General features: G+C 72.7%; 22 protein-coding genes and 2 tRNA genes. 16 read left to right on the top strand and 8 right to left on the bottom strand.

Annotated elements, in window-relative coordinates:
- The first annotated feature begins 16 nt into the window (after nt 1-16).
- From DPM19_RS19105 to DPM19_RS19085, 5 genes are all read left to right on the top strand, one after another.
- The gene (locus DPM19_RS19105) at nt 17-3,121 is read left to right on the top strand and encodes a BTAD domain-containing putative transcriptional regulator (protein ID WP_111869299.1); all 3,105 of its coding nucleotides are present in this window, start codon (nt 17-19) and stop codon (nt 3,119-3,121) included.
- Nucleotides 3,122-3,151: 30 nt separating this feature from the next.
- Nucleotides 3,152-4,693: an MFS transporter gene (locus tag DPM19_RS19100; RefSeq protein ID WP_111869298.1), complete on the top strand. Its 1,542-nt coding sequence runs from the start codon at nt 3,152-3,154 to the stop codon at nt 4,691-4,693.
- Between the two features lie 145 nt (nt 4,694-4,838).
- Nucleotides 4,839-5,480, top strand: a complete 642-nt coding sequence (locus DPM19_RS19095) for an RNA polymerase sigma factor (protein ID WP_111869386.1) — start codon at nt 4,839-4,841, stop codon at nt 5,478-5,480.
- Entirely contained in the window at nt 5,477-6,220 is a 744-nt protein-coding gene (locus DPM19_RS19090) for a hypothetical protein (protein WP_146778918.1), read from the top strand. The genes DPM19_RS19095 and DPM19_RS19090 overlap by 4 nt, the downstream gene beginning before the upstream one ends.
- 236 nt (nt 6,221-6,456) lie before the next feature.
- Nucleotides 6,457-7,221 (top strand): SDR family NAD(P)-dependent oxidoreductase, encoded by a 765-nt coding sequence (locus tag DPM19_RS19085; RefSeq protein WP_111869296.1) that lies wholly within the window; start codon nt 6,457-6,459, stop codon nt 7,219-7,221.
- Nucleotides 7,222-7,248: 27 nt separating this feature from the next.
- Here DPM19_RS19085 and DPM19_RS19080 read toward each other — a convergent pair whose 3' ends face one another.
- Entirely contained in the window at nt 7,249-7,533 is a 285-nt protein-coding gene (locus tag DPM19_RS19080; protein WP_111869295.1) for a putative quinol monooxygenase, read from the bottom strand.
- A gap of 165 nt (nt 7,534-7,698) precedes the next feature.
- Between DPM19_RS19080 and DPM19_RS19075 the strand changes: the two genes are divergently transcribed.
- The 6 genes from DPM19_RS19075 to DPM19_RS19050 all read left to right on the top strand — a co-directional run bounded on the left by DPM19_RS19075 (nt 7,699) and on the right by DPM19_RS19050 (nt 13,051).
- A complete protein-coding gene (locus DPM19_RS19075) occupies nt 7,699-8,355 on the top strand; it encodes a Uma2 family endonuclease (RefSeq protein ID WP_158566824.1) in 657 nt (218 codons plus the stop codon).
- A gap of 343 nt (nt 8,356-8,698) precedes the next feature.
- Complete coding sequence (locus DPM19_RS19070) at nt 8,699-9,250, top strand: NUDIX hydrolase (RefSeq protein ID WP_158566823.1); 552 nt, start codon at nt 8,699-8,701, stop codon at nt 9,248-9,250.
- 19 nt (nt 9,251-9,269) lie between these two features.
- Nucleotides 9,270-10,460, top strand: a complete 1,191-nt coding sequence (locus DPM19_RS19065) for a class I SAM-dependent methyltransferase (protein WP_111869292.1) — start codon at nt 9,270-9,272, stop codon at nt 10,458-10,460.
- An 11-nt stretch (nt 10,461-10,471) separates the two neighbouring features.
- Entirely contained in the window at nt 10,472-11,455 is a 984-nt protein-coding gene (locus DPM19_RS19060) for a GDP-mannose 4,6-dehydratase (RefSeq protein ID WP_111869291.1), read from the top strand.
- Nucleotides 11,456-11,681: 226 nt separating this feature from the next.
- Nucleotides 11,682-12,296: an RNA polymerase sigma factor gene (locus tag DPM19_RS19055; RefSeq protein ID WP_111869290.1), complete on the top strand. Its 615-nt coding sequence runs from the start codon at nt 11,682-11,684 to the stop codon at nt 12,294-12,296.
- Nucleotides 12,293-13,051, top strand: a complete 759-nt coding sequence (locus DPM19_RS19050; protein ID WP_111869289.1) for a hypothetical protein — start codon at nt 12,293-12,295, stop codon at nt 13,049-13,051. Before DPM19_RS19055 ends, DPM19_RS19050 begins: the two co-directional genes overlap by 4 nt.
- 39 nt (nt 13,052-13,090) lie before the next feature.
- Here the strand turns inward: DPM19_RS19050 and DPM19_RS19045 are convergent, their stop codons facing one another.
- Nucleotides 13,091-13,498 (bottom strand): winged helix-turn-helix transcriptional regulator, encoded by a 408-nt coding sequence (locus tag DPM19_RS19045; RefSeq protein WP_111869288.1) that lies wholly within the window; start codon nt 13,496-13,498, stop codon nt 13,091-13,093.
- Nucleotides 13,499-13,592: 94 nt separating this feature from the next.
- Between DPM19_RS19045 and DPM19_RS19040 the strand changes: the two genes are divergently transcribed.
- A complete protein-coding gene (locus DPM19_RS19040) occupies nt 13,593-14,246 on the top strand; it encodes an NAD(P)-dependent oxidoreductase (protein ID WP_111869287.1) in 654 nt (217 codons plus the stop codon).
- Nucleotides 14,247-14,428: 182 nt separating this feature from the next.
- On the opposite strand, the gene DPM19_RS19035 is transcribed toward DPM19_RS19040, so the two are convergent.
- From DPM19_RS19035 to DPM19_RS19015, 5 genes are all read right to left on the bottom strand, one after another.
- Nucleotides 14,429-15,535: a PI-PLC domain-containing protein gene (locus DPM19_RS19035; protein WP_146778916.1), complete on the bottom strand. Its 1,107-nt coding sequence runs from the start codon at nt 15,533-15,535 to the stop codon at nt 14,429-14,431.
- 508 nt (nt 15,536-16,043) lie between these two features.
- On the bottom strand, nt 16,044-17,075 hold the full coding sequence (locus DPM19_RS19030; RefSeq protein WP_111869285.1) for a zinc-dependent alcohol dehydrogenase: 1,032 nt from the start codon (nt 17,073-17,075) through the stop codon (nt 16,044-16,046).
- Between the two features lie 309 nt (nt 17,076-17,384).
- Nucleotides 17,385-17,957 carry a TetR/AcrR family transcriptional regulator gene (locus DPM19_RS19025; protein ID WP_111869284.1) on the bottom strand — a complete coding sequence of 191 codons (573 nt, stop codon included), beginning with the start codon at nt 17,955-17,957 and terminating at the stop codon, nt 17,385-17,387.
- Nucleotides 17,958-18,171: 214 nt separating this feature from the next.
- A complete protein-coding gene (locus DPM19_RS19020; protein WP_233510447.1) occupies nt 18,172-18,981 on the bottom strand; it encodes an acyl-CoA thioesterase domain-containing protein in 810 nt (269 codons plus the stop codon).
- Between the two features lie 36 nt (nt 18,982-19,017).
- Nucleotides 19,018-19,788 carry an SAM-dependent methyltransferase gene (locus DPM19_RS19015; RefSeq protein ID WP_267900902.1) on the bottom strand — a complete coding sequence of 257 codons (771 nt, stop codon included), beginning with the start codon at nt 19,786-19,788 and terminating at the stop codon, nt 19,018-19,020.
- A gap of 147 nt (nt 19,789-19,935) precedes the next feature.
- Here DPM19_RS19015 and DPM19_RS19010 point away from each other — a divergent pair, with 147 nt between their 5' ends.
- A complete protein-coding gene (locus tag DPM19_RS19010) occupies nt 19,936-21,342 on the top strand; it encodes a DHA2 family efflux MFS transporter permease subunit (protein ID WP_111869282.1) in 1,407 nt (468 codons plus the stop codon).
- Nucleotides 21,343-21,349: 7 nt separating this feature from the next.
- Here DPM19_RS19010 and DPM19_RS19005 read toward each other — a convergent pair whose 3' ends face one another.
- Nucleotides 21,350-22,102, bottom strand: coding sequence for an enoyl-CoA hydratase family protein (locus DPM19_RS19005; RefSeq protein ID WP_111869281.1), 753 nt, complete (start codon nt 22,100-22,102; stop codon nt 21,350-21,352).
- Between the two features lie 238 nt (nt 22,103-22,340).
- Between DPM19_RS19005 and DPM19_RS19000 the strand changes: the two genes are divergently transcribed.
- The 3 genes from DPM19_RS19000 to DPM19_RS18990 all read left to right on the top strand — a co-directional run bounded on the left by DPM19_RS19000 (nt 22,341) and on the right by DPM19_RS18990 (nt 23,918).
- A complete protein-coding gene (locus DPM19_RS19000; RefSeq protein ID WP_233510445.1) occupies nt 22,341-23,648 on the top strand; it encodes a sensor histidine kinase in 1,308 nt (435 codons plus the stop codon).
- 103 nt (nt 23,649-23,751) lie between these two features.
- Nucleotides 23,752-23,829, top strand: a tRNA-Asp gene (locus tag DPM19_RS18995).
- Nucleotides 23,830-23,844: 15 nt separating this feature from the next.
- Nucleotides 23,845-23,918: transfer RNA gene (locus DPM19_RS18990), tRNA-Phe, on the top strand.
- The last annotated feature ends 87 nt before the right edge of the window (nt 23,919-24,005 follow it).

Raw genomic sequence — 24,005 nt, 5'->3', positions numbered from 1 at the left:
TGGGCGACAATGGGGCGTGCACTTCGGCATCCTGGGGCCGGTCGAGGCGTGGCGGGACGACGGTGAACCGGTGGCGCTCGGCGGGCCGCGGGTGCGGGCGCTGCTCGCCCTGCTGGCGCTGGACGCCGGCGAGGTCGTCGGCGTCCAGCGGCTGATCGACGAGCTGTACGGCGACGACCCGCCCGCCGAGGCGGCCAACGCCCTCCAGTCGCAGGTCTCCCGGCTGCGCCGGGCGCTCGGCGCCGGCGGGCTGGTCGAGCACGGGCCCACCGGTTACCGGCTGGTCGCCGGCCCCGGCGCCGTGGACGCGCACCGGTTCGAGCGGCTGGCCGGCGCCGGCCGGCGGGCGCTCGCCGAGGGCGACCCGGAGCGGGCCGCCGCCCTGCTGCGGGACGCGCTGGCGCTCTGGCGGGGCCCGGTACCGGCGGCCGGGGCCGCGCGGCTGGCGGAGTTGCGGCTGGCCGCCGTCGAGGACCGGATCGACGCCGAACTGGCGCTCGGCGCGGGGGACGTCGCGGAGCTCCGGGAGCTGGTCGCCGCGCACCCGCTGCGCGAGCGCCCCTGGGGCCTGCTGATGCGGGCGCTGGACGGCACCGGCCGCCGGGCGGAGGCGCTGGCCGTCTACGCGGAGGCGCGCCGCGTCCTGGCCGAAGAACTGGGCACCGACCCGTCCCCCGAACTGGCCGCGGTGCACCTCGAACTGCTGCGCGGCGGGCGGGCCGCCGGGACGGGCCTGCCCGCCCAGCTCACCACCTTCGTGGGCCGCGAGGAGGAGCTGCGCCGGGTCGGCAAGCGGCTGGCCGGGGAACGGCTGGTCACCGTGCTCGGCCCCGGCGGCGTCGGCAAGACCCGGCTGGCCGTGGAGGCTGGGGGGCGGGAGCGCGGCGACGTCTGCTTCGTCGACCTCGCCCCGCTGGGCGACGGGGCCGAGGTGCCGCAGGCGATGCTCAGCGCGCTCGGCCTGCGGGAGAGCCGGCTGCGCCCGGAGGGTTCCGGGCAGGCGGCCGACCGGCTGGTCGCCGCGCTCGCCGACCGGCGGCTGCTGCTCATCCTCGACAACTGCGAGCACGTGATCGACGCCGCCGCCCGGATCGTGCACCGGCTGCTCGCCGCCTGCCCGGGCCTGCGGGTGCTGGCCACCAGCCGGGAGCCGCTCGGCATCACCGGCGAGGGCCTGCACCCGCTGCCGCCGCTCACCCTGCCGCCGGACGGCGTCACCGCCGGGCAGGCGCTCGGCTACCCGGCGGTCCGGCTGTTCGCCGACCGGGCCGCCGCCGCCCGCCCCGACTTCTCGCTGGGCCCGGCCGAGCTGGGGCCGGTGCTGAACATCTGCTCCGCGCTCGACGGGCTGCCGCTGGCGATCGAGCTGGCGGCGGCCCGGCTGCGCGCGCTGCCCGCCGCGGAGATCGCGGCCCGGCTCGACGACCGGTTCCGGCTGCTGTCGCGCGGCAGCCGCACCGCGGCCCCCCGGCACCAGACGCTGCGCGCGGTGGTGGAGTGGAGCTGGGACCTGCTCACCGAGGAGGAGCGGGTGCTGGCCCGGCGGCTGACCGTCTTCGCCGGCGGCGCCACCCTGGAATCGGCCCGGGAGGTGTGCGGGCCGCTGTCGGCCGACGCCGCCGACACGCTGTCCGACCTGGTCGACAAGTCGCTGGTCATCGCCGCCGACGGCCGGTACCGGATGCTCGAAACGATCCGCACGTTCTGCGCCGAGCGGCTGGCCGAGGCCGGGGAGCTCGACCGGCTGCACGCGGCGCACGCCGACCACCTCATCGGGCTGGCCGAGGCCGCCGAACCCCGGCTGCGCGAGGCCGGGCAGTTGGAGTGGCTGGCCCGGCTGGACGCCGAGCGCGACGACCTGCACGCCGCGCTGCGCCGGGCGGTGGAACACGGCGACGTGCGCCGGGGCCTGCGGCTGGCCGCCCCGCTGGTCACGTACTGGCTGCTGCGCGGGCTGGGCGGGGAGGGCGCCGCGCTGGCCCACGAGCTGCTGCTGGTGACGGGGACCGAGCCGCCCGCCGACCTGGCGGAGGAGTACGCGCTGTGCGCGCTGACCGCGATCCGCAGCCGCGCCGACCGCTCCGGGCTGCGTCCGCACCTGGCGGCGGTCGAGGCGCTGGCCGAGTCGATCGGCTGGCTGTTCCGCCGCCCCCTGCTCCACCTGCTCTGGGCGACGTACTCCGGCCCGCCGCCCGACTCCTTCCCGGCCGCCGACGTCGCGCAGTACATGGAAGCCGCCGAACCATGGGTGATCGCCCTCGGGCGGCTCGGCGGCGGCCTCCAGCACACGTTCTCGGATCAGGGTGACTGGGCGGCCGCCGAACGGGAGGTCACCCAGGCCCTGGCGGAGTTCCGGGCCCTCGGTGACCGCTGGGGGACCCTGGTGTCGCTGGGCGAGCTGGCCGTCCTCATCGAGCCGCGCGGCGACCGCGACAGGGCCTGGGCGCTGATGGACGAGGCCGTCCGGCTGGCCGAGGAGCTGGGCGCCCTGCTGGACCTCGCCGAACTGCTGTGCGGCCGGGGCGACTGGCGGGTCCGCGCCGGCGAGCTCGACGAGGCCGCCGCGGAGTACCGGCACGCGGCGGCGATCGCCCGCCGGTCGGGCGGGTTGGAGGCGCTGGCCATAGCCCGGACCAGGCTCGGCGACATCGCCCGGCTGCGCGGCGACCTGGCCGAGGCCGACCGGCTGTACGAGCAGGCCCTCGCCGACCGGACGAGCGGGTTCAGCGCCGCCGAGGCCTACGCGCGCGGCTACGTGGGGCGCGGCCGGCTGGCCGTCGCGCAGGGCGACGCCGCCGCGGCCCGGGCGTGGCTGCACCGGGCGGTCACCTCGGTGCGCGACCAGCACAGCCACCGGATCTCGGCGGACTCGGCCGACGGGCTGGCCGAGGCGGTCCTGCTGGAGGGGGACGCCGAGCGGGCGGCGGCGCTGCTCGGCCTGGGTGCCGCGCTGCGCGGGACGCCCGCCCCGGCCGACCCCGGCATCGAGCGGACCGCCGCCCGGTGCCGGGCGGAACTCGGCCCCGCACGCTACGCGGAGGCGCGCCGGCGGGGTGGCGAGCTGGGGGTGGCCGACCTGCTGACCATGCTGGGCGTGGCGCGGTCAGCGGAGGGTGCGTGACCGGTCAGCGCCCTCCCGCACGCTGCCGGCATGAACGTGAACACCCGCAAGTGGGCGACCCTCGCCATCGGCTGCCTGGCCGTGATGGTGCTCGCCATCGACATGACCGCGCTGCATCTGGCCGTCCCGCACCTGATCAGGGACCTGGACCCGTCGGCCACCCAGATCCTGTGGATCGCCGACGTGTACGGGTTCGTGCTCGCCGGGCTGCTGGTCACGATGGGCTACGTCGGCGACCGGATCGGCCGCCGCCGGCTGCTGCTGATCGGCGCCACGGCGTTCGCCGCCGCCTCCGCGCTGACCGCGTACGCCGGCAGCGCGGAGCAGCTGATCGCGGCGCGGGCGCTGCTCGGGGTGGCGGGCGCCACCATCATGCCGTCAACGCTGTCGCTGATCCGCAACGTCTTCACCGACCCCCGGGAGCGGACCACGGCCATCGGCATCTGGAGCGGGGTCACCGGGGCGGGGGTCGGGCTGGGCCCGGTCGTCGGCGGCGCGCTGCTCGACCATTTCTGGTGGGGGTCGGTCTTCCTGATCAACCTGCCGATCATGGCGCTGGTCATCGTGGCCGGGGTGGTCGTGCTGCCCGAGTCCCGCAACCCGCGCCCCGGCCGGTTCGACGTGCCGAGCGTGCCGCTGTCGATCGTCGGGATGCTGGGCGTGGTGTACGCGATCAAGGAGTCGGCGCACGGCGGCGTGACGCAGGCCGAGGTGGGCGTGGCCGCGCTGGTCGGGGCGGTCGGGCTGGCCCTGTTCGGGTGGCGGCAGACCCGGGTGGCCGAGCCGCTGCTCGACGTCCGGCTGTTCCGGGCGCGCGCCTTCTCCGGCTCGGTCGGCGTCGAGATGTTCGCGATGTTCGCCCTGGTCGGGCAGTCGCTGATCTTCTCCCAGTACTTCCAGCTCGTCCTCGGCTGGTCGCCGCTGAAGGCGGGCCTGGCCGGGCTGCCCGGCGCGGTGGCGTCGATGGCGGGCGGCATGCTGGCCGCCACGCTGATCGGCGTGCTGGGCCGGGCGCGGACGATCGCGCTGGGCATGACCTTCGGCGCGGTGGCGTTCAGCCTGTACACGCTGACCAGCGTGGACTCCGGCTACCTCACGCTGCTGGTCGCGATGGTCCCCTGCGGCTTCGGGATGGGGCTGGCGCTCACCGTCACCGGTGACACCGTCCTGGCCACCGTGTCCAAGGAGCGCGCCGGGGCGGCCTCGGCGGTCTCCGAGACGGCGATGGAACTGGGCGGGGCGCTGGGGCTGGCGGTGCTCGGCAGCATCCTGAACGCCGCCTACCGGGAGCACCTCGACCCGCCCGCGGGGCTGCCCGCCGCGGCCGAGCCCGCCGTCCGCGACTCGATCGGCGGCGCGCTGGAGGCCGCCGCCGCGCTGCCGGCGCACCTCGCCGGCGAGGTGCTGCGGGCGGCCCAGACGGCCTACGTGGACGGCATGCATCTCGCCCTGGTGTGCAGCGCCGGCTTCGCCGCCGCCGTCGGCGCGATCGCGCTGATCACCCTGCGCGGCGTGCCCAAGGTGATCGTCGAGGCCGACGACGCCGGCGAACCCGTCCCGGCCAACCGCTGACCGTGGCCGCGGGAGACCGGCGCTGGTGGGGCCACCCCTCCTCCGGATGGCCCCACCAGCCCCCTCCTGTGGAAGTAAGCGCCTGATGCCATGGATCTGTCACTTCCCGGCCCGGTTTGATGATCGTTGGCGCAGAATGGGCTTGATGGATGGCGTGGCGGAGGTCGGCGGCACCGGGCGCCCGGCCGCGCATCCGGCGCCAGGCGAACCCGGTGCCGAACTCGGCGCCGCGCTGCACGCCGCCCGCGCCGGCGACGAGGACGCCTTCCGCCTGCTCTACCGGGCCGTCCAGCCCCGGCTGCTCAGGTACGTCCGCACCCTGGCGCCCGACGACGCCGAGGACGTGGCCTCCGAGGCGTGGCTGCAGATCGCCCGCGACCTGCGCTCCTTCCAGGGCGACTTCGACGACTTCCGCGGCTGGGCCGCGACCGTGGCCCGGCACCGGGCGCTCGACCTGCTGCGCGCGCGGCGCCGCCGGCCGGTCGCCGAGGCCGGAGTGGCGGAGATGGCCGTCCTGCCCGCCGCCGACGACACCGCCGCGCTCGCGCTGGACGGGCTGACCACCGAGGCGACCATCGCGCTGATCTCCCAGCTGCCCCGCGACCAGGCCGAGGCGGTGCTGCTGCGGGTGCTGCTGGGCCTGGACGCCCGGACCGCCGGCGAAGTCCTCGGCAAGCGGGCCGGCGCCGTCCGCACCGCGGCCTACCGGGGGCTGCGCCGGCTGGCCGAGCGCCTCGAAGGCCGCAGTGACGCGGCGGGCGCTCCCCGCGCTGAAGGAAGAGGATGAACGAGCGTCGACCGATGGACCCGGACGCCGCCGAGCGGTTGCTCGCCGGCGAACCGGTGCCCGAGCACGCGGTCCTGCGGCGGCTGCTGGACGCCGTGACCGCGCCGGGCGCGGCCGCCGAACTCGCGGGCGAAGACGCGGCGGCGGCCGCGTTCCGGGCGGCGCGCGCCCGCACACCGCACCCCGTGCGGGCCGGGCTGGCCGGGCTCCTGACACTCAAGATCCTTACGGTGGGGGGTGCGGTGGCGCTGGCCGGCGGGGTCGCGCTGGCCGCGGGCACCGTCGCCCTGCCGGCCGCCGCGCCGGACGCCCCGGTGCCCCGGCCGGTGGCCTCGGCCGGCCCCGGCGGCGCCCCGGCGCGGCCCGCCCCCGGGCCGTCCCTGGCCGACCGGTGCCGGAGCTCCGCGGCGCGCGGACACCGCGCGCTGGGCGAGCCCCGGTACGCGGAACTGGTCGCCGCGGCCGGCGGCCGGAACCGGGTCGCCGGCTACTGCGCCGGGCTGCTCGCCGCGGCCGGCCCGTCCCCGACGGTCACACCGAGCCCCGGGACGCCGTCGGCCACCCCCAAGAACAGCAAGGACAAGCCCGCCAAGACCAAGACCAAGACCAAGACCCCCAAGGACAAGCCCGGCAAGGACAAGCCCGGCAAGACCAAAACGCCCAAGACCAAGCCCGGCAAGACCAAAGCCCCCAAGGACAAGCCCGCCAAGGCCAGGCTTACCCGGGACCGTCCCGCCTAGCTCGACCGCGCCGTGCGCACGTGGCGTCCCGTACGTCGAGCGGTCAGACCAGGAGCTGCGCGTCGACCGCGCCGTGCGCACGTGGCGGCCCGGGTAGCGGATCCCGGCCGGGCGTCGCGCGCGGCTCAGGCCGGGCTGACCGCACGCCGCAGAGGTTGGCGCCCCCGGCATTGGTGAGGAACGACTTATGTCCGTCGCCGACCAGGGCGCCGTGCCGAACGCAGCGAGGGGGACACATGGTCTTCGATCCGGGAACGGCGTTCGACCTGACCGGCCGGGTGGCGCTCGTGACGGGCGGCAGCCGGGGCCTGGGCCGCGCCATGGTCGAGGGGTTCGCCCGCGCCGGCGCCGACGTGGTGATCGCGAGCCGGAACTTCGACTCGTGCGCCCGGGCCGCCGCCGAAGTCGAGCGGACGACGGGCCGGACGGCGCTGCCCTACGGCGTGCACGTCGGCCACTGGGCCGAGCTCGACGGCCTGGTCGACGCGGCCTACGACCGGTTCGGGCGGGTGGACGTGCTGGTCAACAACGCGGGCATGTCGCCGCTGTACGACTCCGTCGGCACGGTGGGCGAGGACCTGTTCGACAAGGTGATCGCCGTCAACCTCAAGGGCCCGTTCCGGCTCTCCGCCCTGGTCGGTACCCGGATGGCCGAGGGCGCCGGCGGCTCCATCATCAACATCAGCAGCACCGGGGCCGCCCGGCCGCGCCCGGACATCCTGCCGTACGCCGCCGCCAAGGCCGGCCTCAACGCCCTCACCACCGGGCTGGCGCACGCTTTCGGCCCCTCCGTGCGCTGCAACGCGATCATGGCCGGCACGTTCCTGACCGACATCAGCCGGGCCTGGGACGCCGCGGCCTTCGCCGCCCGCGCCCAGACCTTCGCGCTGCGCCGGGGCGGCGACCCCGACGAGATCGTGGGCGCCGCCCTCTACCTGGCCGGCGACGCCTCCTCCTACACCACCGGCGCCGTCCTCACCGTGGACGGCGGCCAGGGCTAGCAGGGCCGCCTCGAAGCGAGGCCCGGACTACGGGGCCTCGACGGCGGAGATGCGGTACCTGGCCACCTGCGCGTCGCGGATCAGGGCGGCCTGGCCCGAGTCCGGGCCCGCCCCGCGGAACCGCTCGACGTCGGCGTCGGACTCCCACCGCTCGTACACCAGGATGCGGCCGGGCTCGATCGGGTCGGCCGACAGCGCGAAGTCCAGGCACCCGGGAGCCTTCCGCGCCTGCGCCATGACGTCCTCACACCCGGCCAGGTAGCCGGCCCGCTCCTGCGGATCGACCGACAGCCACCCCGACACAATGATCATCTGACCCCTCCAGGATCGGCACCGGCCCGGTACGGTACGCCCCCGCACCGACAATCCCGATCCCCGCGGTGCTGGGCTCCCCGGCCGAAACGGCGTTCTGGGTACGCTGGCGGCACGGATTCCCTACGCTGACCGGAGCGGATCGTGAGGGAGGAGCCGCACACCGTGAGCATTGCCGTGGAGGCGCACCTCAATCTCGTGCTGCCCGACACGCCCTACGCGCTGTGGGCGCGGGGCGAGCTCGACGGGCACCTCGACCTCCCGCACGAGCGCACCCGAGTCGAGATCATCGGTGGGGAGATCGTCGTGTCACCGGCACCGGCCTTCGGGCACGGCGGCATCGTCCAGGACGTCGTGGAGCGCGTCACCGAGGCCCGGCTCACCGATCCGGCCTTCCCCTGGCGGTGTGTCCAGGGCGCGGGCCTGGACGTCGTCTCCGTGCACGACGGCTACGTCCCGGACCTGATGCTGCTCGACGCCGAGGTCTTCGCGGCGGCGCGCCGGGACGACGTGCTGTACCTCGTCCCCGACCAGGTGGAGCTCGTCCTGGAGGTCACCTCGCCCTCCAACGCCGGCAACGACCGACCCGGGCGGGACGGCCGCAAGCGCACCAAGTGGGCCGGGTACGCCCGCGCGGAGATCCCGTACTACCTCCTGGTCGACCGCGACCCCGCGGTGGCGCGCGTCACCCTCTACTCGATCCCCGACCCGGGGGCGGGCGCCTACCTGCACCGGGATGTCTGGGACTTCGGTGAGACCGTCCGGCTGCCCGACCCGTTCGGCCTCGACGTCCCCACCGCCGGCTGGCGGCCCTGGGCCTGACCGCGGCTCTCGACGGCGATCGGATCGGGGCGGCGGGTGCGGGACCTCGCGATCGGACGTCGGCACCGCCGGGGTGGTCCGATTCGGCGGTGGCCGCTCCACCCGATTCCGCATTTAATCGGGCTTCTTTCACTCAAGATCGGAACCTGCCGGACATAACCTTCCCGTAACCAGTGTTAACAAATCAGAAACGGCATGGATCCGATCACGAGGAAAGCGCGACCGGGTCGGAACAAGTTGCCGGCCGGGATTGCGGGTGCCGACTTCGCATGCGAAGCTTGCCCGGTAAGAACGACCTGTTATTTATGTCATCATGCCTTGTGAGAACCGCAGGGAGCGGCTGTTGAAACCCGTCATCCACGAGCTCGTCGACGACGATTTCACCCCACGGGACGTACCCGACTTCGGCCTGTCGGTGCCCGAGTACGGGCGCACGATGGACAACATCGTGCAGGCCAACGTCGATGTGGTCATCCATACGGGTGAGGGCCAGGTCCTCCTGGGATACCGCAATGACCTGCCACTACGCGACATGTTCTGGATTTTCGGCGGCCGCATGAAGCCGGGCGAGACCATGACCGACACCGCCGCGCGGGTCGTCCACCGCGAGTTGGGGCTCAAGGTGGAGCAAGATCGGTTGATCGTCGACAACATCTACAACATCCGGTGGGCGACCCGGAACGCGCCGCCCGAGGAACGCGGCTACCAGACCATCCTCACCATCATGAAGTACGAGTGCACCGAGGAAGAAGTTGAATCCGTCGCCACCGCCGACGTGACCCATGAATGGATTCGGTGGCACTCCCCCACAGAGCTGCGCGAACTGCACACCTCGGACTCCGACAAGCTCCACCCATTTCTTCCCATCATCCTGAAGAACGCAGGTCTTTATTAGGTGACTGCTGGAGGCACGCGTGCACTGCCGTTCCTGCCATGACACCGGCTTGACCGAAGTCCTCGACCTCGGCGACCAGTACCTCAGCGACTTCCGCGACGACGACCGGCGTCCCCCGCAGGGCCCGCTGGTGCTGATGCTGTGCGAGGGGTGCGGGCTGCTGCAACTACGGGACACCACCCCCCAGGAGCTGATGTACCACGAGCGGTACGGCTACCGCTCCGGGGTCAACGAGGCCATCCGCGCCGACCTGAGCGACATTGTGGACTACGCGCTGGCGGCCCGCCCCCGCGCGCGGCGGTGGCTCGACATCGCCTGCAACGACGGCACCCTGCTGTCGTTCGTGCCCGGCGGGATCCACCGGGTGGGCATCGACCCGGTGCCCACGTTCGAACCCGAGTCGCGCCGGCACGCCGACCGCGTCGTCGTCGACTTCTACCACCCGCGGTGGTTCACGGACGAACGGTTCGACGTCATCACCAGCATCTCCATGTTCTACGACCTCGACGACCCCAACGAGTTCGTCGCCGGCGTCGCGCGGGTCCTCGCCCCGGACGGGGTGTGGGTGATCCAGCAGAACTACGCGCTGACCATGCTCGAACTGGGCGCGGTCGACAACGTCTGCCACGAGCACCTCACCTACTGGTCGCTGGCCACGCTGGAGCACCTGCTCGACCGGCACGGCCTGGAGATCAACGACGTCCGGCTGTCGGGCGTCAACGGCGGCAGCATCCGGACGCTGGTGTCCCGCCGCGGCACCCGTCCGGTCGACCCGTCAGTGCAGGACCAGCGGCGGCGCGAGGCGCTGCCGCAGTTACACCGGCCCGCCGCCTGGCGGCAGTTCGCCGCGCGGGCCCTGAAGGCGTTCGAGGACCTGCGCCGGCTCGTCGACGACATCAACGCCGCCGGGGAACGCTGCTACATCTACGGGGCGAGCACCCGGGGCGGCACGATCTGGCAGGCCGCCGGCCTGACCTCGCGGGACCTGCCGTTCGCGGTGGAGCGGCAGGCCGCCAAGGTCGGGCGGAAGATCGCCTCGATCGGGGTGCCGATCATCTCCGAGGAGCAGGCCCGCGCGGACCGTCCGGAGTACATGCTCGTGTCACCGTGGTTCTTCCGGGACGTGTTCGTCGAGCGGGAGCGCGAGTACCTGGAGGCCGGCGGCCGGCTGATCTTCCCGCTGCCCGACCTGGAGATCGTGGGCGCCTGAGAGGAGTCCCGGTGCCACGTGCTCTCATCACGGGAATCACCGGCCAGGACGGCATGTACCTCGCCGAGTTCCTGGCGGGGAAGGGCTACGAGGTCTTCGGCCTGGTCCGCGGCCAGAACAACCCGCGGGCCCGGGCCGTGCGGCGGGCCCTCCCGTCGATCCGGCTGCTGGAGGGCGACCTGCGCGACCTGGCGAGCCTGGTCCGCGCGCTGGGGGCGGCCCGACCGGACGAGGTCTACAACCTGGGCGCGATCAGCTTCGTGGGGCTGTCGTGGCAGCAGGCCGAGCTCACCGGCGAGATCACCGGGGTGGGGGTGCAGCGCATCCTGGAGGCGGTCCGGCTGCACACCGGCGACGACATGTCCCGGGTGCGCTTCTACCAGGCGTCCAGTTCGGAGATGTTCGGCAAGGTCCGCACGGTGCCGCAGCGCGAGACCACCGCGTTCCACCCCCGCTCGCCCTACGGCGTGGCCAAGGCGTTCGGCCACTACATGACGGTCAACTACCGCGAGTCCTACGGCGCGCACGCCTGCTCGGGAATCCTGTTCAACCACGAGAGCCCGCGCCGCGGCCACGAGTTCGTCACCCGCAAGGTCACCCGGGCGGCGGCCCGCATCGCGCTCGGCCTGCAGGACGACCTCGCCCTGGGCAACCTGGACGCGCGCCGCGACTGGGGGTTCGCCGGCGACTACGTCGAGGCCATGTGGCTGATGCTCCAGCAGGACGAGCCGGCGGACTACGTGATCGCCACCGGCGAGACGCACTCGGTGCGGGACCTGCTCGACGTCGCCTTCGACCGGGCCGGCATCGCGGACTGGGCGCCGCACGTCCGGCAGGACCCCCGGCTCTTCCGCCCCGCCGAGGTGGACCTGCTCGTCGGCGACGCGTCGCGGGCCCGCGAACGGCTCGGCTGGAAACCCCGGGTGGACTTCCGCGGCCTCGTCGAGATGATGGTCGACGCCGACCTGGCCGACGCCAAGCAGGAGATCGGCTGACCGGGTTCGCCGGGGCCGCCCCGGCCACGGGCTCTCCCCGGACCGGGCCACGCCACCGCCCGCAGCGCGCCCGAGCCCGGCCCTCCGGCACGGCGCGCGAGCCGCGCAGAGAGCCATGTGGTCCCCGGTCCGGGGCAGATCGCGCGTCAGCCCGGAACCCCGGGTGAAGACGGTCATGCCGGGCGGGCAATAACAGGTGTTCGCGCCATGACACGGAAGGCCCCGGATGTATGGCAGTCACCCTCCCGCCCCCGGAACCGCTCAGGGCACGTCCCTCGACCCGAGTGACGCCGCTCTGATCGCCCAGTCCCGCGATGATCCGGAGTGCTTCGCGGTGATCTTCGATCGGTACTTCGCGGAGATCCACCGGTACGTCTCCTCCCGGCTCGGCACCGGCCCGGCCGACGACGTCGCGGCCGAGACGTTCCTTGCCGCCTTCTCCCAGCGGCATCGCTACGACACCGCGCGGGCGCAGGCCCGGGCCTGGCTGTACGGCATCGCCACCAACCTGGTCCGGCGGCATCGGCGCACCGAGGTGCGGGCGTACCGGGCGCTGGAACGCACTCCCGCCGAGGCCGACTCCGGCGGCCACGCCGACCGGGTCGCCGACCGGGTCAGCGCCCAGCGGATGCAGCCCCGTCTCGCGGCGGCGCTGGCGGGACTGTCAGCGGGCGACCGCGACGTCCTGCTGCTGGTGGCCTACGGCGAACTGAGCTACGACGAGGTCGCGCTCGCCCTCGGCATCCCGGCCGGGACCGTCGGCTCGCGGCTCAACCGGGCGCGGAGGCACCTGCGCCGGGTCCTCGGCCACGATCCTCTCGCCTCTGGAGGTACGGAATGAACGAGATGAAGATGCTGCGGGACCATCACGACAGCCACCCGGCTCCCGCACCGGCGGCGATCGCGGCGGCCCGGGCCCGACTGGCCGCCCGTGCCCGCCCGGAAACCGCCCGCACCCGCCGCCGTCCGGTGCTCCCGCTCGGGCGGCGACACGCGCTGGCCGCCGTGGGCGTCGCCGGTACCGCCACGGCGGCCGTGCTCGCCCCCGCCGTGCTCGGCGGCGACCACGCCGACCGGGCGTACGCGGTGGAGCGCCTGCCCGACGGCAGGATCAAGGTCACGCTGCACGAGTTCGCCGACTCCGCCGGGCTCCAGCGCAGGCTCGACGACCTCGGGGTGCGCGCGGTCGTCACCTACCTGCCGGAGGGCATGCGCTGCGCCGTGGCACGCCGCGCGCAGCCGGACCCCACCATGAAGGTGCAGCCCATGGTGGTCGAGGACCCGTTCGCCCATGCCGCCCCTCCCTCGCCGAGCGAGAGGAACACCTTCTACATCCTGGCGGAGCGCATCAGGCCCGGGCAGACGCTGGTGTGGACCATGAGCTACCGCCGCGACCTGGGTCCCCCGGAAGCAGGTACCGGCCGCACGGTCCCGTTCACCCTCAGGACGGGCGCCTTCCTCACCCGCGGTCCCGTCCTCCCCTGCCAACCGGTCCCGGTCACCCGTGCCGCTCCTCCCCTGCCGAGCGAGAGCGACTTCCACCACCTCCTGGTGATGGACGTCCAGCCCGGGCAGACGCTGAGACGGCCCGGGTGAGCTCCCTGCCACACGACCCAGCCCGCCCCGGGGCCTGCTCTAGGCCCTGGAATCCGGCGACCGTTTCAGCCGGGATGCGTGCGGCGAGGAGTCATGCGCGGCCCGGGCTTCGAGCAGCGCGGGCAGGTGCTCCCTGCTCCAGGCGCGGGCGGCCGCGACGAGGTCCAGCAGGCTGCGCCCCAGCGGGGTCAGCTCGTACTCGACCCGGGGCGGGTTCTCGTCGTAGGCAGTGCGGGTCACCAGCCCGTCGCGCTCCATCGCCCGCAGGGTCTGGGTGAGCACCTTCGGCGTGACGCCGCGCAGCGGCGTCTTGAGCTCGGTGAACCGGCGCGGGCCGGCTTCGAGGCAGAGCACGACCATCGCGGTCCACTTGTCGCCGATCTGGACCGGCAGGGCGCTGGACGGGCACACGGGGTCGAACATCTCCGGGTCCAGCGGCTCCACCATGGGAGCCAGGCTATCCCGGTATCGTTGAGGTAACCAGTATCCGAAAGATACCGTCCGAATCCGGCGGCGATACACGCGGCCGGATCGGAGCGACATGAGCGACATCGTCATCTTCGGCGCGGGCGGCCGGGCAGGCCGCGCGATCACCGCCGAGGCCCGCACCCGCGGGCACCGCGTCACCGCGGCCGTCCGCGACCCGGCCAGGCACACCGGCCTCGCCACGGACGGCGTCCACCTGGTGCGCGGCGACGTCACGGACGCGCAGGGCGTCCCCGCCCTCGTGCGCGGCCACGCCGCCGCGGTCCACGCGGTGAGCCCGTTCAGCGGCCCCGAGCAGGGCCTCGCCGGCCTGGACCCCGACTTCTTCGTCAAGGCGGCCGACGCCCTGCTCGGAAGCGGCGTCCCCCGCCTCCTGCTGATCGGCCTGTTCGCGAACCTCCGGGACGCCCGCGGCGGACTGGTGATGGACGACCCCGCCGCCTTCCCCACCGAACTCCGCCCGTTCGCCACCGCGCACACCGCCGGCCTGGACAGGCTCCGCACCCGGACCACGGCGACCGACTGGCTCATGCTCACCCCACCCGCCCGGCTGGACCCGGCAGGACTCCGAACCGGCCACTACCGGATCGGCGGGGAGACCACACCACCGGAACCGGCGCACCTGTCCTACGCGGACCTCGCGGTGGCAGTCATCGACGAAATCGAAACCCCCCGACACCACCACACCCGCGTCTCGATCTTCAACTGACCGGGAACGGCTTCACCGCCACCGCGGACGGCAGTTCACCGGCCGTTCTCTGCATCACCGCTCAGCCCGTTCCCGAGTCGGAGGTGTGAGCGGCCGAACACGGGACGGGCCTTTCTTCGGCCCAGCAGCCCCCTCGGCCCAGGCGGTCTCACCGGACACGCGGCAGGCAGATGGTCACGCCCCTACTTCTTGCTGCAGGAGCGCAGCCATTCGGCGCCTTGGGCGAGGTGGTTGGTGACCAGGTAGTCGACACCGGCGTCTCGGGCGGCCTGCCACCAGTTCTTGCGGATGCCGCCCTCGCACTGGTCGCGCGTCGGGAGTTTCGGGCAGTCGATGAACTTGCCGTAGCCCGTGCGCCAGTCGCCGTCGGGCCCGCCCCAGATACGGACCTTGCGGTTCGAGTTGTGGACCTGCTGGACCAGAGCCCTGAACCGCTCGTGCTCGCCCTGGCTGAGGTAGAGCTTGCGGCCTTTGTCGGTGTCCATGCACTTGTCGAATTCACCGTTCAGGACGGTGATCCTCTCAGCCGTTTTAGGGTGGTAGACACGTTGGCCGGTCTCGGGGTCGACGTCCTGGTTCTGCGGGTCGAGCCTCGGCGGAGGAAACGTGCAGTCGGGCCCGAAGCCGGTGGAGAAGGTGATGTTCGGGGGCGTCGGCGTGTTCCCGATGGTATTCATATCGGGATTGAAGTTCGGCGGGACCGGAATGACCACCTGCACGTCGGCCGGCAGCGGCGGCGGCCCCGCGATGTCCTGGGCTATTTTCTCGTACGCGGCCCCGCCACCACCCTTGACCTCGATGAATATCTCGAACTTCTGGCCCCGTCCGGGGTAGATCTGTCCACCGTTCCTCGCGGCCCGTTCGATGAGTGGCTCGAAGTACTCCTCGCGGAGATCGTTGTAACGGCCCGGCTCGTCCTTGTCGTGCTTGAGCCGCAGCCGGCCGTCCTCGAGCCACACGTCGGCCTCCACGCTCGTCGCGCCGTTTTCGAGCGCGTCGTCGAGCGGGTCTCCGTTCTGGTAGTCGTTGTGGGCGTGCAACCCGTCGACCCAGGGCGCGTTCGGATCGGCCTGGCAGATGGGTTTGAAGATCGGAGGCGGTGGCTGCGGCGCCGGGCTCGGTGCCGGGCCGCCCCCGGGAGTGGCCGCCCCTCGCGAGGGGTCGGGGCCGGGCGAGGCGAGCGGGGAGGTCCCCGGCCCGCCCGGACGCCGCCCCGGGCAGTCGTCACCCACAACGCGGCAGATGGCTTCCTCACACGCGTTCACGATCCGCGCCGAAACATCGGTCACGAGGAAGGCCGACACAATCGCAGAGATGAGCAATGTCGATGCAATATAAGAGATGGCGCCCTCACCGCGATCCAGGCCCGAACCCCTCACCTATCACCTGCCACAGTTCATCATAATTCCTTTGACAAAGATGAATATGATGTTAATCGAAGTTCCCGAACAGGGCCTGGAGACCCAATTTGGAACCATTCGAGGCCCACCAAAGGGCCCAGCCAGGGCCCAGTGAACCAGCCCCTTGACGTTTGTCGACGTTCTTCTTGATGAGTGGTTCTTCTCGTCCGGAAGAACTCGGGTCTCCCGCTCCAGCAAGGCTGTTCGCGTGGGAAGACCTGCCCCTGGGAACGTTCTGCTCGTAAAGATTGCGGATATGCACGGTTTCGCCTGCTGGCAGGCCCTGGCGGGGAGGAAACCGTGTATCTGCAGCGATGTTCAGTTGCCGACCCTGGGTAAACGTTGAACCAGGGCTGCTTCATCTACGCTGATCCGGCGGTGGTGGCGTCCCGGCCGCTCATGGCGTCCCGGTGCGGGTGGCGACCAGTTTCAGCGGGGCGGCCGGTAGTGCCTCGGGGGCGTCCTCCCAGTCGACCAGGGTGGTGGTGACCAGGCTTGGGTCGAACCGGCCGCGGGCCACCAGGTCCAGCACCTGGGGGATCGCCGGGCGGACGTGCGCCCGGCCGGTGTGCAGCGTGCAGCACCGCGAGTACATCTGGAACATCGGCAGCGGCGGGTCCTTCAGGTAGACCGAGACGCTGGTGCACACCCCGTCGGGGGCCGTGCTCCGCAGGGCCCGGCGCAGCCCCTCGTGGGCGCCGCTCGCGTCCACCGTGATCGGGAAGGCGCCGAGCCTGTCCTCGTAGCCTCCTTCCCGGGTGTCGGCGCCCAGCGCCGCGGCGATGCCCAGCCGGTCCGGGTCGTGGTCGAGGTAGACCACCCGGGCGGCGCCGAGCGCCACCGCCAGGCCCGCGGCGTACAGGCCGATGGACGAGGGTCCGCTCCCGCCGACCACCAGGACCTCCGCGCCGGGCTCGGCGGCCAGGTGCGGGGCGACGGCCCGGTAGGCGTCGGGGATGTTGTCGCTGGCGCTGGCCACCGTCTCAGCCGCCACCCCCGGCGGGACGTGCACCAGCATGGCGTCGGCGTGCGGCACCAGCGCCAGGTCGGCCAGCAGCCCGCCCCAGCCGAGCCCGCCCATCGGGCCGAGGCCGTAGGTGGACATCATCGGGTGCGCCGCGCAGTTCCCGGTACGCCCCCGGGTACAGGGCCCGCACGCGCCGCACGAGATCTGGAACGGCACCACCACCAGGTCGCCGGGCCGTACCTTCCGCACGTCCGCACCGACGGAGACCACCTCGCCCACCCCTTCGTGCCCGAAGGGGTAGGGCCCCGCCAGCGGGAAGACCCCGGTCAGCACCGCCGGGTCGATGTCGCAGGTGGCCACCGCCACCGGCCGCACGACCGCCTGCCCCGGGCCGGTGATCTCCGGCTCGGGATGTTCCTCCCACCGCACGGCCCCCGGCCCGTCCAGCATCAACCGCCGCATGCCCTGCTCCCACCGTCAGACGAACTCCTGACCGGAGTATCGCTAGAACGTTCTTTCTAGTCAACAGTCGAGCCCGCCATGAAGCCCCTTCAGAGCAGGGACATCAGGCGACCCGAAACCCGAAGGATCACCGGCCAGGGCCTTCGCCCGCTGATCCTTCAGCTTTCAGGGCGTCACAGCACCTCGGATGCTGAAGGATCAGCAAGCCAAGGCCCTGGCCCGGCTGATCCTTCGGTTTTCGGTGCGCTGGGGCGCCTCGGATGCTGGAGGATCACGGCTTCGATGCCGCCCGTGGCGTCGGGGCGCAGGTCAGGGAGTTTCCGGGAGGGCGGCACGGACCAAGGCGGTCATGGCCTCGCCGGCAGCCTGCAGCGGGGCGGGTGAGCGCTGGGCGCGGGCGAGCATGGTCGCGCCCTCGTAGGCGGCGATGATCGTGGTGGCCAGGTGGTCCGCCCGGTCTCCCGGCACGCCCAGCGCGGCCAGGCGCTCGGCCAGGGCGGAGGTCATGGCGGCGAAGGCGCCGGCGACGGCCTCCCGCACCGCCGCTGACTCGGTGGCGCCGTCCAGGGCGGGGGTGCCGATCGGACAGCCCCTGCCCCAGTCGGAATCCGACAGTTGCCAGACCATGGCCTCGAACATGGTCCCCGTGGCCACCACCGCCTGGTCGGGCAGGCCACGGATCATTCCGCCGAGGCGTTCCCCGCAGCCGGTGATCGCCGCGACGGCGATCTCCTCCTTGCCGCCGGGGAAGTGGTGGTAGATCGACCCGTACGGCAGCCCCGCCGCCTGGCTGAGCGCCTTCAGCCCCAGCCCGTGGTACCCGTGCCGGGCCAGCAGCTCGGCCGCCACGACTTCGATCCGTTCCCGCGACGCCCCTGCCATCGTTCCAGGCTACGCCCCTGGAACGATCGATCTAGCGAGGGCCGATCCATCCGGCGGTCACGGCTCCCACCGTCACGCCCGTCCGATCCCCACGCCACCGGCCATCCATCCGGCGGCACGGCTCCCACCGCCACGCCCGCCTGGACCGTCCGATCCGCTCGCCACTGGCCATCCATCCGGCGGCGCGGCTTCCACCGCCGTACCCCGTCCGGGTTCAGCGGGGAACGGGGTTGTGGATGGCCGAGACGGCGCAGTGCCCGAACGGGCCGGAGGCGTCGTACAGGGTGCAGTGGCCGGCGGCGATGCCGCCCTCGCTCAGGTGGCCGGCGGACTCGATGCCGATGACCTCGCCCAGCGGCAGCCGGGCCAGGTTGACGGAGTAGTCCGCGTTGATGAAGGCGGGCCCGCCCGACCCGAAGTGGGCGACCGGGCTGGCCATGTCGGCGGCCAGCGCCGTCCGGACGAACGGCGACACCGACTCGCCCTGGATCAGGGGGTGGCGCTCGCGCATCCACAGCCGGTTGCGGCGGGTTCCCGTCCAGCGGTGGGTGGCCTGCCGGCCGTCTTCGTCGATCCACCAGTGGTCGAAGCCGTTGCCGGTCGGCTCGCCGAGCAGTTCCGGCGGGTCCACGTCCCAGACGGGGGCGGTCCAGGCCGCGCCGGCGGGCTGCGCGGAGCGGCGCAGCAGCAGCGCCGAGGCGCGGGCGACCGGCCCGATCTCGGCGGTGACCTCGACGTCGACCGCCCGGACGCGGCGCCCGTCGCGGACCCGCCGGGTGGTGATCCGCAGCGGCACGAACGGGCTGTTGCGGTAGAGGTCGACGGTGAACCGGGCGAACCCCAGGTCCTCCCCGGCGTGCTCCCGCTCGACCGCGCGAGCCATCAGCCCGCCCAGCAGCCGGCCGTGGAGCATGCGGGACGACCAGGGGCTGCGCGCGTGCGGGTGGGGGACGAACTCGTCCCCCACCTCGGTGAAAAACGCTTCGACGCTCTGGTCTTCCGCCACCCGAACCACCCCGCTCACTGGAAACGAGCGTGATTCTAGTGGTTCGTTCTAGAATTAGCGGCGGCCGACTCCGCCCAGCCCGTACACCCCGTCCAGCTGGTGGGTCTCCGCGTCGGGCCGCCACGCGGCCAGGTCGACCACCCCGGGCTCCACCAGGGTGAAGCCCTCGAACAGCCGGGCGACCTCGGCCGTCGAGCGCAGGTGGACGGGCGAGGTCGACTTCTCGTAGACGCCGACGCTCCCCTCCTTGGTGTCCCTGTCCAGGCTCTCGTCGGTGCCGTGCGTCAACACCAGGAAGCTGCCCGGCGCGAGCGCCGCCCGGTAGGCCGCCATGATCGCGCCGGCCTCCTGGTCGTCGGTCACGAAGTGCATGACCGCCACGGCGATCAGGCCGACCGGCCGGTCCAGGTCCAGGGTCTGGCGGGCGGCGGCCAGGACCGCGTCGGGGTCGCGCAGGTCGGCCTGGTGCACCTGGACCCGGTCCCCGGTGAGCGCCCGGGCGTGCGCGCAGACGACCGGGTCGATGTCGACGTACATGATCCCGGCGTCCGGGATCGCGTCGAGCACGATCTCGTTCACGTTCCCCTGGGTGGGGATCCCGGTGCCCAGGTCGATGTACTGGTCGATCCCCTCGGAGATCAGGAACCGCAGGGCCCGGCGCAGGAAGGCCCGGTTGGCACGGGCCAGGTAGGGGATCTGGGGGACCAGTTCGAGGACCTGCTCGGCGGCCTCCCGGTCGACGGCGAAATTGTCCTTGCCCCCCAGGAAGTAGTCGTACATACGGGCGGGATTCGGCTTACTTGTATCAATATTCGACGTATCCACAGGTTCCTCAACCTTCCCTCACCGGACCCCAAACGTAACGACTTCTCTTCACCCCGTTCTAGAATTTCGCTCTAAAATTTGGTCGGCGGACCAGGAACGGGGGAGCATGGCGCGACGGCTGACCAGTGACCCAGCCCGGGCGGTCACATGCCGGAGGTGAACCCCTGGCGGGTGGTGTCCGTCGTCAGCCTGGGCACCGTGCTACTGGTGCTCAACACCACCACCCTCAACGTGGCCCTGCCGGTGGTGGTGGCGCACTTCGACGCCGGCGCGTTCGCCGCCAGCTGGCTGGTGCTGGCATTCATCCTGGTCGAGACCTCGCTGCTGATCGTGTTCGGCCGGCTCGCCGACGTGGTCGGCCGGCGCGGCACCTACCTGCTCGGCTTCGCGGTCTTCACCACCGCCAGCCTGCTCGCCGGGCTGGCACCGAGCGTCGAAACGCTGATCGCGCTGCGGGTCGTGCAGGCCGTCGGCGGGGCGATGATCCTGGCCAACGGGACGGCGATCATCGCGCACGCGTTCCCGCCCGAACGGCTCAGCCAGGGGCTCGGCGTCTACCTCGGCGCGCTCGCCACCGCCCCGCTGCTCGGCCCGTCGCTCGGCGGCTACCTGGCCCAGACCCTCGGCTGGCGGTGGGTGTTCTGGTTCAACGTCCCCGTCGGGATCATCGCGCTGACCTGGGCGGCACTCTCCCTGCCCCGCGTACCGCCCGGCCCGCGCGAGCCGATCGACCTGCTCGGGGCGGGCCTGCTGCTCGGCTGGATGGGCGGGCTGGTCCTCGCCGTCTCCGAGATCGGCTCCTCCGGTTGGAGCGGTCCGCTCGTCCCGGCCGGGGCCGCCGCGTTCGCCGTGACACTCCCGCTGTTCGCGCTGCGGCAACTACGGGCCGCCCACCCGCTGGTGGACCTGGACCTGTTCGACGACCGGCGCTTCACCCTGGGCAACCTCGCGGCCTTCGCGAACACCCTCAGCCGGGTCGGCACCGTGCTGCTGCTGGCCCTGTTCTTCCAGAGCGGACTGGGGATGACCCCGGCCCAGGCCGGCCTCGCCGTGCTCCCCGGGCCGATCGCCGGCCTGGTGGCGGCACCGCTCGGCGGCCAGCTCGCCCGGTACGTCCAGCCCCGGACCGTCGCCTTCATGGGCTCAGCCATCGCGAGCTGCGGGCTCCTGGTCGTCCTGCTCTCTCTGGAAGCGGGATACGCGCCGCTCATCGTCGGCCTCACCATGGTCACCGTGGGCGGCGGCGTCTTCTACACCGCCAACACCGCGGCGATCATGCTGGGCGTCCCCAAGGTGCGGCTGGGCGTCGTCAACGGCATGCGCCTGACCCTCAACCAGCTCGGCATCGTCTTCGGCACGGCCGTCTCGCTCACCGTCGCGGCCTCGGCCCTGGCCGTCACCGACCGCCACCTCCTGTACGCCGGCGCCCACCTGCCGGACGGGGCCCTGGACAGCCTCCTCACCGGCTACCACCGCGCCTTCGCCGTGCTGCTGGCCGCCTCCCTCACCGCCACCGCCCTCTCCCTGACCAACCGCCTCGCCGAACGCCCGTGACCGGCGGCTAGGAGGCCCAGCGCGGCGGGCGGCGCTCCAGGAAGGCGCGCATGCCCTCGGCGGCCTCCTCCGAGGCGAACAGGCGGGCCGACAGCTCGCCCATCGCCGGGCCGTCGACGTCCAGCGACCGGACCAGCCCCGCGGACAGCAGCCGCTTGGACTCGGCCAGCCCCTGCGGGGAGCAGGCCCGCAACTCCGCCAGGAGCGCCTCGACCGCCCCCTCCACGTCGTCGGCTGCCTCGGTGACCAGACCGATCCGGGCGGCCTCCGCGGCGTCGAACGTCTCGCCCGTCAGGAAGTAACGCCCCGCCGCCCGGTCGCTCAACCGCGGCAGGGTCGTCAGCGAGATGATCGCCGGAGTCACCCCGATCCGGGACTCGGTGAACGCGAACGTGGACCGGCCGCCCGCCACCGCGATGTCGCACGCGCCGACCAGGCCCAGCCCACCCGCCCGGACATGCCCGTCCACCTTGGCGACCACCGGCTTGGGCAGCGCGGCGATCGCGCGCAGCAGGGCCAGGATCCGGTCCGGGCCCGTCCCCGCCGTGCCGACCTCCGACAGGTCAGCCCCCGCGCAGAAGGTCCCGCCGGTGTGGGTCAGCACCGCCGCCCGGACCGTCGGATCGTCCGCCGCCTCCGCCAGGGACCGCTCCACCCCCGCCATCAGCCGCGACGACAGCGCGTTCCGGTTGTGCGGCGAGTCCAGCGTGATGACGGCAACACCGCGCTCGACGGCATAACGGACGAATTCCTCGGCCATACAGGTCCTCCCCTTAGACACCCGTTGCCCGGACTGTACGCCGCCGGGACGCCCCGCCGCGGGCAGGGGCGGCATGTCCCCGACCGCTCGCCCCGTGAACGGCTTCGCCCAATCCGGGCGGTCATTGATTGTTTGCCGGAAAGCGGGCATGGCCTGCGCAACCCCGGATCATGCCAGTTGAGGGGTGATCGCCTCGCCTGTCGGAAGGCACACTTGGTCACTGCGGACCCGGCTGACGATGCTCGCCACCGGGGTGATGCTGCTGCTCGGCCTCCTGATGAGCGTGCTGGCCGACTTCGCCGTCCGCAGCCGGGTCGAGGACTACCAGCGGAACCAGATCACCGACACCGCGCTACAGACCGCCCACATGGCCGCCCGGAACCGGCTGCCCCCCGTGCTGCCCGCCGACGGCGTCGAAGGAGTCCAGGTGGTGGACGCCCGCGGCCGGGTGGTCGCCGCCTCGGCGAATCTGCGGGGCCGCCCCCGCATCGCGCACTTCACCCCCGCCGACGACCTCGCCCGCACCACCAGACTGGTCTGCCCATCTTCGGACCAGGCCGACTGCCTGGTCGTCATGGCCCTCCGGGTGTACCGGCCGGGGGAGGAATGGCTGGTCTACGCCGCGGACGGCGCCGTCCCCTGGTACGTCGCCCCCGAGTTCATCGCCGCCGACATCTGCGTCCTGGCGCTGTTCCTCCTCCTCACCGCGTACATCACCTCCCGCGCGGTCGGCCGGACCCTCGCCCCCGTCGCCGAGATCCGCGCCCAACTCGCCGAGATCACCGCCACCGACCCCGGCCGCCGGCTGCCCCTGCCCCAGTCCAACGACGAGATCCGCCGGCTGGCCGAAACCGCGAACGCCACACTGGACCGGCTCGAAGCCGCCATGGACCAGCTCCGCCGGTTCACCTCCGACGCCTCCCACGACCTGCGCAGCCCGATGACAGCCATGCGCGCCCAGGTCGAGGAGGCGCTGCTGCACCCCGACGACACCGACTGGCCACAACTCGCCCACGCCACCCTCGAAGGCCTCGACCGCCTCCAGGCCATCGTCACCGACCTGCTCACCCTGGCCCGCCTCGACGCCGGCCCGCAACGCGGCTCCGACCGCGTCGACCTGACCCGGCTCGTCACCGACGAACTCGACCGCCGCCACCCCACGGTCAAGGTGACCACCAACCTGCAACCCGGCGTCGTCGTGACCGGCAACCGCCTCCGCCTGGCCCGCCTGCTCACCAACCTGATCGACAACGCCGAGCGGCACGCCGCGTCCCGGATCAAAATCACCGTCCGCGCCGAACGGGACGCCGCCGTACTGGAGGTCCAGGACGACGGCCAGGGCATCCTCCCCAAGGACCGCGAGGCCATCTTCCAGCGCTTCGTCCGGCTCGACTCCGCCCGCCGGCTCGACTCCTCCGGCACCGGCCTCGGCCTCCCCATCGCCCGCCAGATCGCGGAGGCGCACGGCGGCACCCTCACCATCGAGGAGTCCTTCCGCGGCGCCCTCTTCCGGCTCCGCATCCCCTTCACCTGCCCACCTCCCTGAGCGAGGAATCGAGTTGGCGCATGTCCAGGGCATCGCGTATGCTCTCGGACGTTGCCAAGGTCATGCGGGGGTCTCCCCACCAGGCCGGGCGATCTTGTAGCAAGGTCCTGTGGAGCAGTTAGGAGTGCTCGCCACCCTGTCAAGGTGGAGGCCGCGGGTTCAAATCCCGTCAGGACCGCCAAGCAGCTCAATGCTTGGGCAGGTAGCTCAGTCGGTACGAGCGTCCGCCTGAAAAGCGGAAGGTCGGCGGTTCGACCCCGCCCCTGCCCACTCACCACCTCTGACCAGCGAAAACGCCGATCTGGCGGTTCATCAAGATCGCGTACACCGCTGGAACAGAGGTAAACTATGGCTGTC

The sequence above is a fragment of the Actinomadura craniellae genome (genome assembly GCF_003289645.1).
Classification (GTDB): domain Bacteria; phylum Actinomycetota; class Actinomycetes; order Streptosporangiales; family Streptosporangiaceae; genus Actinomadura_D; species Actinomadura_D craniellae.
This window is presented reverse-complemented; position numbering and strand designations above follow the sequence as displayed.